Consider the following 13,171-nt stretch of genomic DNA (forward strand, 5'->3'; position numbering starts at 1 on the left):
ATTCGGAGTAGACCAGTTGCCATCTCCTCATCACTACATCAGCGAGGGCATCCGCCTCGGCCGCGACGAAGGCATGCTCCGCCGCGCAGCTGCCTATCAGCGCGACATCGCAGCGAACGGGTGCTATCCCGTCCTTACTTTGGGACATCTGGCTCGAGAAACCGACACAGAGTGGGGCTACCTTCGGTCTATCGTCGAACGGCGCCTAAACGAATACACTCCCATCCGACGCCTCAAGTCGGATGGAACCTACCGGGCAATATGGGCCCCGCAGCCGAGCCTTATGCATGTTCAACGCTGGATTCTAACCAATGTCTTGACCGGGATTAAGCTCCAAGACACCGTGTTCGCGTACCGACGCGGTCTGTCCATCAAACACTGTGCTGGACAGCATGTCGGAGCGCGATGGCTCCTGAAGATGGACCTGCATGACTTCTTCGGCACGATCGAGGAATCACGCGTATTCGGCGTCTTCCGCGCCCTCGGCTACCCCGCGCTACTCGCCTTCGAGATGGCGAGAATTTGCACAAAAATCAGCTGGCCAGGGCATGAACTTCCTCCGCTCGAAGGGCGAGGGATCGAACGATATGACACCCCCTATCGGGGTGCGCTTCCGCAAGGCGCTCCCACAAGCGGGGCGTTGGCGAACGCCATCGCCAGCCGCATGGACTCGATGCTCAGGGACATCGCGGACGCAAGTGACCTGGTCTACACGAGATACTCGGACGATCTCACCTTCTCATCGTCCGCTCCATTCAACCGCGCAACCGTACCCAAGCTCGTTACGAAAGTTGAACGCGCGATTGGGCTCGCAGGATTCCAGACGCACAAGAAAAAAACCCGTGTGGTTCCGCCGGGTGCAAGAAAGATCGTTCTCGGACTCATGCTCACCGAGCGGGAGATCCGACTTGTCCCAGAGTTTCGAAATCGCATCGATAACCATATCCGGTGCGTACGCAAGTACGGTCCAGCAGCCCATGCAGCTGCACGCCGCTTCGACTCCACCTTGTCGATGATCAACTACGTCGATGGATGCCTCGCGTTTGCGACCGACATCGAACCAGAATGGGCCAGAGAACGAACTCAACGTTGGCTCGATGCACTCCGAGGGCAGGGACATCCGTTGGTCAAAGACGCCTAGGGGTGCCACGCGCAAAGTGGGCTGGCGGTGTGCTGAGCCGGTGGGAATGTCTCAGCGTCAGCGCTATTTGGATACTCAGTCGTTCCATCGGCATCTGGGGCGACCCAGAGACCTCGATCGTGTCGATTGACAGCTTCCGCGCCCTGGACATGACCCGCATCTTCGCGCTGAAGAGCGGGCGCTCGTTCGAGAACGAGAACCCGCTCCTCGAGCGGATCCCAGCGAAGCACCGAGTTGTCCTCGGCGATGGCGTCAACACTCACATCAAGCCGCGGATCAACTTGAGGGTGTCCCCATGTGCACGGTGGTGCCCGGCGCCGCGTGAACGCCCTCGATCAGGCCGAGCTTCACCGCGAACCGGGCGTGGTCCAGGCTGGTCACGGTGAACATTGGAGCATGTAGGACGTCGAGTAGCAGAGGGGCTGCCCCGTAGCCAGGACGGGCCCTTTCAACGCGTGATTCCGCTCGTTACGAGAACACCGAGAATGACGAGCGTGCGTAGATGAGGTCCTGTTTGTGGTTCGCCCACGCCTTCCGGCGGAACTCGTCAAGAGACGCCGCCGTCACCTCCACCGGGGTATCCGGAGCTTCGTGGCGGAACAGCCCTCCGGAACGCCGGTGAGCGTCGAACAGCCCAAATGCGCCAGGCGTGCTCCCGGTCCCCGCGAAGAACACAGTGCTGCTAATCGTGCTGCCGACGACCGTCGTGGTGTCAGGGAGGAAATGGAACCCTGCACCGCCGCCGCCAGCGATACGCACCGTGTGGCCGCCGACGGTGCGATGCATGTCGAAGCTCGTCTGCCACTGCAGCGCGGACATCTGTCGGAACGGCACGTCCATCTCCTTCTTCCCGACCCACTCGGTGAGGAACTTGCTCTGATACGTCGAGTACGCGTCTCGATCCCCGGTCCAGGCTTGCCCGATCGACGTGTAGTCGGTGGCTTTACCACTGGCGACCTTGGTGAGCTGGACGGGGTCAAGAGAAGCGAGGACGAACCCCGCGTGGGGATCCTGCCTGAGCATTTCGATGATCTCGCTCAGCGGCTCGTCCCGCATATAGCTCACGTCGCGGATGCGCTGCTCTGGGTACGGTCCGCTGATGCCGATCGTAATTTCCGGGCGCAGGATGACGATCTTCGCAATGGTGCCCGGAGCGGTCGCATGGTCGTCTGGTTCCCACGTCACCTTGGTGTCAGAGACCATCGAGATCCGGTTGCCGTCGTAGATGTTGGCCACGATCAGGGTCACGCACAAACCTCCTCGTTCAGGTCACGACCTTGCTGGCTGTGAGCGTTGAGTCCAGTATGAGTGCACAGGCGGACACCGCAGGCAGAAGGTGGACCCGTGCGAACGCAGCGAGCCTCCTTCATCATGTCTTCTCAACGCTCGAGCTGGGTGAGCTCGTGCAGCGCCCCGATCATCCCGTGCTCGAGTCGTCGCGGCGTCCCGCGCGAGATACAGGCGCGCTCGGCGACCTTCTCAGCCGTCAGCGCGAGCCCCGAGCGGGGCAATTTTGACCAGCTCCTCGTCCACTCAGCCGAGGAAGCTTGCGTGCTCACCGCCCACGTGGGTGTAGACCAGGAAGGTCAGGACGGTGATCGCGTCCTTCTCGTCCTGTGTGAAGGCGCCGAACTCGTCCGGCAGGAAGTCGTCTCCCTGCTCACGCCGGAGCTCGAGGTTGACGCCAACGACAAGGTTGACGAGGCTCGTCGCACGTCAATGCTCCACGGACGCGGCGCCATCATATTTTCCGTCCGCTTCAGCACCGTCGAGGGACAGGTAGATGAACTGCGCGTAAGCATCCAGGTTGGAGTGCCGGAAGTCCTTGTCCGACCACTTCCAGCCGTAGTATGCATCGATCTACCAGGTGGCCTTGGGCTTGACGCCTGCGCGTGACCTTCCTACCGCAACCCCGTACGTGGGATCAGGCACGGCGTCGTGAACCGCTCTCGTCCGCTCGTCTCCTTCAAGCTTGAGAGCGTTCTGGACTGTAACGAGAGCGGCCCGCTGCGCGACCGCGAACAGCTTTTGTCTCGATAACGACCTTGATCTCAGAGCCGCTCTCCTCGAGGAGTACGACATCCGGACTGAACCCGTCGATCGGCAGGTGGTCCAGCACCTTCTCGCCGATATGCTCCGGGATCTCGAGCATCCGCGCCGCGTGGCGCGTGAGCTTGGGCCTGAAAGGAAGGAACAAGCCCGCCAGCGTACGGTTGATCAGATTCTCATGGGACACAACCAAGGCGATCTGGGGCTCCTTTTTCGGGCAACACCGGCCGGATCGGCGCCGGGTGATAGTGGATGCCGCGCAGATTGAGCCCTGCCTCCGGGGTACGTTACGACGGACTCCTTGGCGGCGGGATCGACAGACGAGGGCCAGCGGAGCTACCCGCGTTCGTCCCGCCGTTGCGACTTGTCGTGCGGGAGCCGCGCGCTAGACGCCGCCGCTATAACGAACCGGCAGGTGCGACCGCACAATCAGGTTCTCCGCAGTTGGTGATTCCCTTACTCTGCTTCTTGTTCGGAGAGTGAACCGCCCATACTCTTGCCATGTCGGACGACTCCTTCGCAGCTTTCATTTTGACGAGCGCGTGATCCGAGAATCGGACGTGCCGCTGCTTGGAGAACGTGAAGGTGTGACAGAGGTTGTGGTCGCTGTCGAGACCGAGATGCGTTCGTAAGGCCGTCGCTCGAGGGCGAGAGAGTCCCACAGCATCCGCGAGATCGAACGCCGTCCAGTGATACTTCTTCTGCTGATCGACCGTGCGGATCGCAGCCGCATCGACGTCTTCGTCGTTCGTGAACTTCACCGGCAATGCGCCGTCATGCTTGACGAACCGGACTTGCACCTCGAGGCCGTCGCCGCTGATGGCAGCACCCACCTTGCTCAGGCGGGGAAAAACTGCAGTGCGCGCCTTTCCCTCGCGGATTCCGTTCTCGACCCGCGTAACGTCTTTGTCTGAGACCTTTGTGTCCGGCTCAGTGTGAGCCTCCATCGCGAGAAGCGTTCGAATGCGCGCACGTGCGTCGGCTCCCATACGTCGTCCCGGCTGCAGGAGTTCAGTGATTTTCGAGTACTCGCGATCCACGAGGATCTGAAAATCCTGAGGCGGCTCGGTGGACACGGGCAGAACTCTTCGCGGCAGGTGATCGGCGAGGTGCTCCCCGAACACGCGTTGCAGCAGATCGTCGAACAGGGTCACCCCCGCTCGAAGATGAACGTAAAGCAATGATTCGTCCACGTCGTTGTACCAGTGTTGTTCATCGTCGCGCAGGGCGTCAATGGCGCGTAGGGTCCCTGCCTCTTCGTCGGTCAACTTGACGCCTACCGTCTGAGCCGAGCGCCGCAGCACGGCTTCGAACCCGATCGATCGCCCCGTAGCTTTGTCGAATACGTTGACTTGCTTCTGGTTCAGCGCAGCTTTCAAGAGCATCTCGAACGCGTGCTGCGCGTGAAGAAGGACAGTCGTAACCCGCCCGTCATCATTCACGCTGTTGAATGCGGAGATCGAACGCCGGAATGAAGATACGGCCTTCTTCTTCAGGATGCGCGCACTTGCTCGGAGCTTCACATCGCCAGTATGCAGGACATACCCGTCGTCGGCATCGAAGATGCTGCCGGCATATCGCTCGCAGAGGGTTTGTTACCGCTGCGTTGCTGCGTTCTTTGCACCAGTAACGACGAAGGCCCCGCATCCCAGCAGTGTTTCCAAGGGATTTGGGGCCTTCGTGCTGGCGGTGACGGTGACGGTGGGAATTGAGCTCATCTCGCGTTCCAGACAACATGGGCGCAGCGCTGAACTTCCTTGAAAATACGGGAGTCTTCGTCACATCACCTCACAAACGCCTAGCGCAGGCAGCACAGTCCGTCGCTCGACACCTCCGATTTCTCGGAAGCCTAGATTGCCCATCGGCATGCCCAAGAGGTGTCATCGGTGGTTCCGGATGAGGCGACGAGGGCCGCCCACCCGGATGCTGGACGGCTTCCGCCGTCGTGAGTGACAGCTATTTTGTCATACGACGAGGTAATTGAGCAGGTCGTTGTGGATGAAGCGGATCTCCTCAGCGGTATCGATCTCGACGACGCCGGAGACCTGGATCTTGTCCTGGTCGTCAAGTTGGTCCAACAGCGACGGAAGAACGCCCGTATGGGCGGCCCTACCATTGGCGCTCAGAAAACCGAGGAAGTGTCGAAAGCTGGCCGGGTCGTCTGTAAAGCCGATATCGACCTTGCGCCCCGTGACCTTCTCGCGTAGGCGCGCGGCGAGGCCACGGTCGCTCTGATACTCCTCGATGTAGCAAGAGACCGTCGCGATCGTGCGTCCCAGCGACCACTCACGGGCGAGCTCTTCAGCAGCTTCGAGGTACCAGTCGTTCGACGTCGCGTTGCGGATGATACTCACGAAGTCCTTATCGGATGCCGCGGGTCGGTGGGTGCCATTCTCGAAGCCGTAGCGGTAGTCCGCCACGACGTATCCCTGCGGCGCGAGGCGGTCAGCCTGTCGAACCACCCAATTGTGGAAGTCCGATGTTGCAGGCTTGGCTTGGGCGACGTCGGGAAGACTAGCGACCTCGTTGTCCGCGGCGATCTGCGCGAGAGCTGCGCGTAGGCGCTCAAAGCCGGCGGGGCGGTGGAAGTCGTCCTGCGCCGCGCCAATATCTCCTTCGGCGAAGCGTCGGACGTAGCGATGCTCGAGGTGAGGAAGCGCGATGAGCACGTTCGGACTGGTGCGCTCCATGGGGAGGATCGGAAGCCCGGCCGCTGCTGCGGCCCAGATCACCACGCCGTTCGAGACGTAGACGCCGAGGAACCTCTCGGCGGTGTGCTTGATGGCGTAACTACTGGTCCAAGCATCCATGTCAGGGTGCGCTCGATCGCGGGCCTCGACGGGCGAGAACATGCGAAGGAACTCAGTGACGACGACGAGCGCTTCAAACGCCCCGGCAGGGACATCTTCCCGGAACGACCGCTCCGCGTTCATTCCGTTGCGGCCGACGACGACACCAGCACGAGCGCCGACGACGGGGTGTTCGTCAAGAACAGTGATCAGGTCACGTGGCGATATGCGCTCGCCGAGGATGCCGCTGGCGAAAGGAGTATTTAGCTCGCGCAGCGCCGCGGTGTACTTCACACCGGCGAAGTCTCGCCAGGCACGGGCGTCCTGCTGTAGCGCGCGGTTATCGGTGTGGTTGGAGGAGGTCATCTCAATCCTTGTTCCGGGCACGACATCCCACGCCTGCGCACCCTGGCAAAGAGAGAAATCTCAACTCGAACAGATGGTGCTCCCCTGGTTCGGCATCCGTTGTCCTCGGCACCTGACTCGCGTGGGGAGTCAGGCTCGGAGTGAGGCGGACCAGAACCGCCAGATCGAGTAGCATATCACACATCATGTTCTTCGTAGTGCGATGATGATCGTGCTGGCGTTGGCCTCGTGCATCTCACTCGCCTTACGCCCCGGCTGCAACCAGGATCGATGCAAGTTCGGGCAACTTCGAGTACCGATGGATGCCCACAGGCGCATCATCATTGAAAACTAGCGACTCTGTGGGGCGACTTCCAACAACGTCGAAGTCGTGCCAGAGCCACCACCACGGTTCGGCCTGATCGGCAGACCGCGCATACCGCCGCCGTTCACCATGCGGGCCAGATCGAGGGATCGCTCCGGCCGTGCCAAGGTGCCCAGGTTGGCCGATCCGAAGCATCCAATCGCCAGCTCTTCATCCTCACAGCTGGGACATCCCCACCGAAGGAGGCCGGATTGTGGAACTCGACTTCGAGCAACATTTTGATCGAAGTCGGGGCTCTGCGCTGCATGCGCAGAGGCGACGAGTAGCGGTGCACCCCACAGCAGTTGAGCTCGGTGCCGCGAGAACTCGCGCAGTACCTCTCTCCGCAGCCGAGGCTCACGTCCACCGCGATGATAACTAGACGGTGATACTCGTTTCGATGTCCGCGACGGTCACGTTCACCGGTGTCACGATCGGGAGCGCCGTGAGGACGGCGAACTCATTCTGCACGTCAGCGTAGATGGGGACACCCGCCCTCGATGAGATCGTCACCACCAAGCTGAACTCGATGTCATCCGTTCCGGTCGTGATGCGGCCACCCTCGCGAGTGAGGTGGTTGATGTCGATCCGCGGGTGGCGCAAGCTCGACGCTCTCATCAACGAGTCCGCTCGCCACAATGATTCCCATTTGCCCTGCTCACGTTTCGCTGCCTCATTACGCGAGCTGCGCTTAGGTTGGCGGGTGACAGGGTTCTGGCTGATCTTCCATCCCGCGGCGAGCATCTGTGCGACAAGAGTGGCATCGGTGATGCGAACGTTTTTCGTCTGATCCTTGTTCGTTCCCGGTTTCGTCCGCCGCATCGAATAAACCTGGTCGTGCGGGCGGAACTTCACCTCGAGACCCGCTTTCGAGTACTCACCGGCCTCGGCACTGTCGGTCGCCGTGCTGAGCGCGAGGCTCCACCGAACATCGACCATGCCCTTGGTGAGCGTGCTGGGAACGGGCAGCGGATACGCCCGGACCTCGTCCCGCTTGAGTACACCCTGGTAGATGACGGTGGCCTCATGGGGCGGGCAGGTCAGGACCTCATCGACGTCATGTAGTAGGCGCCCGTGACCCACCTCAAACACAGGGTGCCCCTTGGTCTTCTGGGCGAAATGCACCGCCAACGCACGAAGCGTGTTCGCGTCCGAACGACCCGCGAGCTGAGCCGCCATTTTCGACAGCACGTTGGTAACCAGTGGGGCCGCGTAACTCGTGCCCTCGTGATCATGGATGATCTGCCCGTTCGGTCGCACCCGGCCGAATCTGCGTGCCTTCGTCCCACCAAAGGCCATTACTGCTGGCTGGGTGCGGGCACCAGGGCGCCCCGGACCGCGTCCGGAATATGCGGCCGCGTTCCAGTCCGCCTCCGAGGCCGGCGTGTCGGAAGCCCCGACACACAGCCCGTTCACCATGTCCGCCGGCGACTGAACCCGGTTCAGACCGGTGGCCGCGTCCGATTCACCGTTGTTGCCCGCGGCCGTCACGAAGAGGATCTGCCGGTTGTAGGCAATCTTGTCCAGCACTGCCGTCCAGCGGTGAGGTTCACGGTCCTCGACCGGCGCCTGCGGTCCCACGCTCAGATTGACGATGCGGGCATCCGTCGTCTCCACCACCTGACGGATCTGGCGCAGCACCCAGGGGAACTCTGCCGCGTCCTCCTTCGGGCCTGGCGTGATCTGATAATGCGTGACGTGCGCGGCGGGAGCCGACACTACGCCGGTGTCCGCGATATCCCCATAGAGGATCGCAGCGGTCACAGCGCTGCCGTGGAGCGCGGACCGCGGGTTTTGGCCGTTGTTGGTCAGATCGACGGTCGTCACATGCCCGGCGAACATAGCGCCGGTGTCATCGACCCCGCCGTCGAACACGAGAACTTCGGGCACACCGGAGACCGCCACGGGTGCCGCAACGAGGCCGCCCTCGGCGTCATCGACAGGATCGTCCTCCATGAGAACGACCCGAGGTGCCGGCGTCAACGACCGCAACGGGTTGAACGCCGCAACCTCGTCCACCTTCGTCGGCGGAAGTTCGACGGCGACGAATGTCAAACCGTCGACGACGTCATTTTCCTCGAGGTGCACCCGCCCGCCGACCGATTCCACCAGTTCCGTGAACTTCGCCAGCGTAGGACCGGACGCTGCAGCCCGTTCGTCAACCGACGACTCATCGGGGTCCGGATGCAGAACCGCTTCGAATGCGACCAGCTCACCGATCTCGGTCGCGATCGTCGATCGGTGCGCGGTTGACACAGCGATCTTCGTGAATTGGCGCAGGTCGTCCGCGGCGCCCTTCGTGCCGCCGGTGCCCGCCAAAATCGCCTGCATACCCTGCACAGCTTTCGCGTCCGCCGACAACAGGAACGACTTCGAGATCGCCTCCGTCTCACCGGTGCTCGGAAGATGTTGGATGCCGTGCTCGACGATCTTCGAGCCCAGCGGACGCAACTTCAACTGCTTCACGAGGTCCTCGGGAAAATAGGAGTTGGCGAGGTAGTTCGCCCACACCTCCGCTTCGATGACGACGCGTTCCGCGCGCAGCCGCTCCGGAATCGCCTCGAGCACGTCACGCACGACGGACAACTGCGGTGCAAGATGCTGTTGCGCCTGCGCGAGGGTTTGCGGGTGGTGTTTATCGCCACCGCCTCCCGCGCGCACAGCCTCCTGAGAGAGCGCCTCCCCGTTGACCAGTATTCGTCCACCCGCATCGTTGTCAGGCATCGATTCCCCCTCTAGAACGCTTTATGTCATTCCCGATAGTGACATGACTCACGCCCAACCAATCGGCGATCTTGCGGTGCGTCCACCCCAGGTTCTCGCCCGCCAACTGCGATAGTTCGGCACGCTTCTGAACAGACTGGGCAGCCCACGCCCGCGCACGTTCCTGCGCGGCCTGCAAAATTGCCTCGACGATATCGACGGGCCCCGCACCACTGGCCATCACGGCTCCCCGCGCCGCACGATTCGCCCAACTCTCCAAATCCGCCAAAGACCAGCCTTCGCTGATCAGCGCCACAATCCTCTGCGCCGCATCGTCGCTCTCCCGGAAGGCAGCAATACTTCTCAGTCGCAGGAATCGCACGCGTTCGTCGAACGCAGGGAGGGGGAACTCGATCGTCGTGTCGAACCGGCGATGCACCGCCGGATCCAGCAACTGGGGGTGATTCGTCGCCGCCACCAGCAACCCACCTGGCGGCCACTGGTCGAGCTGCTGCAGAACAACATTGACCAATCGCTTCACTTCGCCGACATCGGACGCATCCACGCGACTCTTGGCCAGCGCGTCGAACTCATCCAAGAACAACACGCACGGCTCCCCCGCCGCACGCGCCAGCACCTCCTGCAAGTTCTTGCCCGTCTGCCCCATCAGGCTCGACATCAGGGACGCCAAATTCAACGTGATCAGAGGCAACGACAACTCTGCAGCGATATAGCTCGCCGTCAGCGTTTTCCCCACACCGGGCGGACCGGTGAACAAAACTGCGCGCGTCGGGGCGAGCCCAAACTCATGAAGCCGCTCCGGCAACGCATGCTCCGCCACGATAAGATCCACGGAAACCCGCACAACAGGGCTGAGAATCGGTGCCGCCACACCCGTCGGGTACTGCACCCAACTGGCCTCGTCCGACATTAACCGGCCTCGTAACGGCGACGAATCCGATGCAGGAGCGGTCGCCATCAGGGCAAACAACTCTTCCTTCAACGCGTCCGGATGCGCAGCGTCGCCCGGGGGACGACGCGCCAGACGACGACTCAGATGCCGCACACCATCCGCATCACCCGTCAGCGCGACACGAGCAACATCGACGAGAGCCTGTTCCGTCTCTCCCAGCCGTCGATCTCTCATGTCCAAAGGTTACCAACGAAATACCTTGAAAAACCAAACCAAGCGATTATCTTGGTAAGTCAACATCGTTACGAGCTGATTTAGTTACCAGAAGAGGCGTCAGGCTTCCAGCAGACGCGGACGGTGAACGTGGCCTGTCCTGAGGCCTTTGTGACCATTGGGATACCCACTTCCCCAGACAACGACACACCGAACTCCAGTTCGATTTCGTCAGGGGCGAGGGCGCCGAGGCCCGCTTGCATGGATTCGAGGACGTCGCGGCTCGCCTTGGCGATCACATCCCCGACGTCGGCGAGGCTGCGGGCGACATTCTCCGCAGTGTCGGCCACTCCCCGCAAGGGGCTGGTCTCGGTCGGTTCGACTTCCACCGCGAACCACGGCTTACCCTGCTCGTCGAGTATCACCCGAGCCATACCGTCTCCCTAGATCTGCCTGTGCGCACGCGGCATGTTCAGTATGCCTGAATCGCGCACCCACCAGAAACGGCTCGACCCCATGCGCTCACTTCAGTGAAGCACCTCGCGGCTTCCGCTCACAGTATCGGCTGCGCCCACGAACCACACAGAGGGCATTGGGGCACACCAGGGTGCACGATGCCGCTCTGCGAAGTCGTTCACCGTGTTTCGTCGCCTGCCGCTAGAAGCATGCAACAAGTACAATCTCCGCCGCAAGGAAGTACCCTCTGATCAAGAGTTTTCATGGCGGAGACGGAGGGATTTGAACCCCAGATTTCGGAGGCCCGCCTCGTCTCAGTCCACGCAGAAGCCCGGATTCACGCGGATTACACCTTTGGGAGGCCCGGTCTAGTCCCGCTTCAGCGGGATTCGTTCTTGCTCGATTTGACGCAAAATGTGGGCACGAGTCTCGATCGCGCTTACCTCCCCGAGTGGCAGTTTTCGCTCCTGCACGAATCTTGCCGACGCACAGGGAGCGCAAGTACGCACGAAGTCGAACGCTTCCTCTTGATCGATCGCTGGAGTCGTACCGGGACATCACCACCGTTGAGGAACGAGTCCATAGACGACGTTGAGTGGGAGCGCATAGAATTGCTTCCATCGAGTGATGGATCCGAGGTGAGTAAGACATGCGAAACTATGTCAGCCCTAACGCCCTCCGCCGCACGGTCGAACGTTCCACTCGTTCCTCCGCCGCGTTGGAGCGCCGGACTGTGCCTGCCGGTCACGTGCGTACGGTCAAAGTCGAGCGATTCCTCGCCGCACGCCACTCTCAGTGACAGCGACCGACTCCGGCTACGGAGAAACTCCACTCGACCCTGACGAGGCCGATGCGCTAACACCCGTAGCACGCGAGCTTCTCGGCGACGTTCCCTCCCGGGCGGACGTATTCGACGCTGAACAAGCGATCAGCGACGAGGCCAGCATCACGTTGTTCACGGATGTACTCGATGGACGACTCGGCCTTGCCGAGCTGCTGACCGACACATTCCTTCGCAACCTTCACAGCATGCTCTACAGCGATATTTGGACATGGGCCGGCCGGTATCGACTTACCGAGAAGAGCGTGGGAATCGACCCCATTCACATCCCAATCGAGCTGCGGCAGTCGCTCAACAACATCGGGTACCGCTGGGAGCATACAAGCGACTGGACTAGCCGCGAACTCGGCATCGCCGTCCATGCGGAAACGGTGCGTATCCACCCCTTCGTTGACGGCAACGGCAGATCGACACGCCTTCTCGCGAACCTCGTGTACTTTGCAGCACAAGACTCATCCGAAACCCTGCTGGCCTACGACTGGGGAGTAGACAAGCGGGCGTACATTGACCTGCTGCGAACATACGACCTCACCAGAAACTCGTCCGATCTCGCCGCCTTCATTCCCATCACCGAAGTGAGCTGAGTACCCGACTCCGCAGGAACGACGCTCGATAAGCCCGAGCCTTGGGAGAGCACGGAGAACAGCTAGGTCGGTGGCACTGGATGTCAATGGGTGCTTGTAGCGTCGAGTCAAACCCGACACAGAGGACTATGGAAATTGCTCTCACAGAGACGAACGGGACTGCTGCACGAATAAGTGACAGTTCTAGTCACGCCGCCAGTGCGACGGTCGTGTCATGATGACCTCGGATTCGACCGGCGTCAGCAGGTGGCAACGCCACCACTATCGGGCCGTTTCGCGCTCAAATGTTGCCACTGGCATTGCGTAGAGACTCGTTCCCTCGGCAGGGGCAATCTCGGCGTGATCAACAGCGGGCGAGATGCAGGCGCGGCGGACAACCCTGGCTGCGGTCGAGGTGCACACATAGGTGCACACATGTGGTGCACACAAAACTTTCTGATTCACCAGGAGCGACGAGACCCCACACGTCCCGTTTCCGCGGAATCACGCGGACGCACGGGTAGCGGCGACTTCAGGCTCCTCTAATTCGCATCCGACGCGATCAGAAGACTCCACAGAAACAAAAAAGGGCCGATGACCGGCCCTTTTTCGTTCATTCTTCTCAATATTCTGTGCGCCCGAAGGGACTCGAACCCCTAACCTTCTGATCCGTAGTCAGATGCTCTATCCATTGAGCTACGGGCGCATTTTTTCGGCCTGTTCCAGTGGAACGGGCCTCAGTAAGCATACATGGCGAAGCACTCCAACGCGAAACCGAGGCGCAGCCCGCCAGC

12 protein-coding genes and 1 tRNA gene are annotated in these 13,171 nt (G+C 61.3%); 4 read left to right on the forward strand and 9 right to left on the reverse strand.

Going from position 1 to position 13,171, the window contains the following annotated elements; genetic code table 11:
• Positions 1–16 precede the first annotated feature (16 nt).
• Entirely contained in the window at positions 17–1,141 is a 1,125-nt protein-coding gene (locus tag AC1C2O_RS09180) for a reverse transcriptase family protein (protein WP_495430126.1), read from the forward strand.
• A gap of 468 nt (positions 1,142–1,609) precedes the next feature.
• On the opposite strand, the gene AC1C2O_RS09185 is transcribed toward AC1C2O_RS09180, so the two are convergent.
• Positions 1,610–2,389, reverse strand: coding sequence for a hypothetical protein (locus AC1C2O_RS09185; RefSeq protein WP_495430127.1), 780 nt, complete (start codon positions 2,387–2,389; stop codon positions 1,610–1,612).
• 131 nt (positions 2,390–2,520) lie between these two features.
• Entirely contained in the window at positions 2,521–2,700 is a 180-nt protein-coding gene (locus tag AC1C2O_RS09190) for a hypothetical protein (RefSeq protein ID WP_495430128.1), read from the reverse strand.
• On the opposite strand from AC1C2O_RS09190, the gene AC1C2O_RS09195 reads away from it, so the two are divergent.
• Positions 2,693–3,037 (forward strand): hypothetical protein, encoded by a 345-nt coding sequence (locus tag AC1C2O_RS09195; RefSeq protein ID WP_495430129.1) that lies wholly within the window; start codon positions 2,693–2,695, stop codon positions 3,035–3,037. The genes AC1C2O_RS09190 and AC1C2O_RS09195 overlap by 8 nt on opposite strands.
• A gap of 70 nt (positions 3,038–3,107) precedes the next feature.
• Here the strand turns inward: AC1C2O_RS09195 and AC1C2O_RS09200 are convergent, their stop codons facing one another.
• The 5 genes from AC1C2O_RS09200 to AC1C2O_RS09220 form a co-directional block, all read right to left on the reverse strand.
• Entirely contained in the window at positions 3,108–3,338 is a 231-nt protein-coding gene (locus AC1C2O_RS09200) for a hypothetical protein (RefSeq protein ID WP_495430130.1), read from the reverse strand.
• Positions 3,339–3,588: 250 nt separating this feature from the next.
• Positions 3,589–4,713 (reverse strand): DUF3644 domain-containing protein, encoded by a 1,125-nt coding sequence (locus tag AC1C2O_RS09205; protein ID WP_495430131.1) that lies wholly within the window; start codon positions 4,711–4,713, stop codon positions 3,589–3,591.
• A gap of 441 nt (positions 4,714–5,154) precedes the next feature.
• Positions 5,155–6,345 (reverse strand): hypothetical protein, encoded by a 1,191-nt coding sequence (locus tag AC1C2O_RS09210; protein WP_495430132.1) that lies wholly within the window; start codon positions 6,343–6,345, stop codon positions 5,155–5,157.
• 721 nt (positions 6,346–7,066) lie between these two features.
• Positions 7,067–9,412, reverse strand: a complete 2,346-nt coding sequence (locus tag AC1C2O_RS09215) for a S8 family peptidase (protein ID WP_495430133.1) — start codon at positions 9,410–9,412, stop codon at positions 7,067–7,069.
• The gene (locus AC1C2O_RS09220; RefSeq protein ID WP_495430134.1) at positions 9,405–10,322 is read right to left on the reverse strand and encodes an AAA family ATPase; all 918 of its coding nucleotides are present in this window, start codon (positions 10,320–10,322) and stop codon (positions 9,405–9,407) included. Before AC1C2O_RS09220 ends, AC1C2O_RS09215 begins: the two co-directional genes overlap by 8 nt.
• 81 nt (positions 10,323–10,403) lie before the next feature.
• Between AC1C2O_RS09220 and AC1C2O_RS09225 the strand changes: the two genes are divergently transcribed.
• Positions 10,404–10,622, forward strand: a complete 219-nt coding sequence (locus tag AC1C2O_RS09225) for a hypothetical protein (protein ID WP_495430135.1) — start codon at positions 10,404–10,406, stop codon at positions 10,620–10,622.
• Here the strand turns inward: AC1C2O_RS09225 and AC1C2O_RS09230 are convergent.
• Positions 10,619–10,951: a CU044_2847 family protein gene (locus AC1C2O_RS09230; RefSeq protein ID WP_495430136.1), complete on the reverse strand. Its 333-nt coding sequence runs from the start codon at positions 10,949–10,951 to the stop codon at positions 10,619–10,621. The genes AC1C2O_RS09225 and AC1C2O_RS09230 overlap by 4 nt on opposite strands.
• A gap of 817 nt (positions 10,952–11,768) precedes the next feature.
• Here AC1C2O_RS09230 and AC1C2O_RS09235 point away from each other — a divergent pair.
• A complete protein-coding gene (locus tag AC1C2O_RS09235; RefSeq protein WP_495430137.1) occupies positions 11,769–12,398 on the forward strand; it encodes a Fic family protein in 630 nt (209 codons plus the stop codon).
• A gap of 612 nt (positions 12,399–13,010) precedes the next feature.
• On the opposite strand, the gene AC1C2O_RS09240 is transcribed toward AC1C2O_RS09235, so the two are convergent.
• Positions 13,011–13,083 (reverse strand) — tRNA-Arg (locus AC1C2O_RS09240).
• Positions 13,084–13,171: the final 88 nt, after the last annotated feature.

The organism is Microbacterium sp. Y355, assembly GCF_059445345.1.

Excerpts from the sequence above, each read along its gene's own strand:
- AC1C2O_RS09215 (WP_495430133.1), bottom strand. The coding sequence starts at position 9,412 with ATGCCTGACAACGATGCGGGTGGACGAATACTGGTCAACGGGGAGGCG.
- AC1C2O_RS09225 (WP_495430135.1), top strand. The coding sequence starts at position 10,404 with ATGCGCAGCGTCGCCCGGGGGACGACGCGCCAGACGACGACTCAGATG.
- AC1C2O_RS09220 (WP_495430134.1), bottom strand. The coding sequence starts at position 10,322 with ATGTCGGACGAGGCCAGTTGGGTGCAGTACCCGACGGGTGTGGCGGCA.
- AC1C2O_RS09230 (WP_495430136.1), bottom strand. The coding sequence starts at position 10,951 with ATGGCTCGGGTGATACTCGACGAGCAGGGTAAGCCGTGGTTCGCGGTG.
- AC1C2O_RS09210 (WP_495430132.1), bottom strand. The coding sequence starts at position 6,345 with ATGACCTCCTCCAACCACACCGATAACCGCGCGCTACAGCAGGACGCC.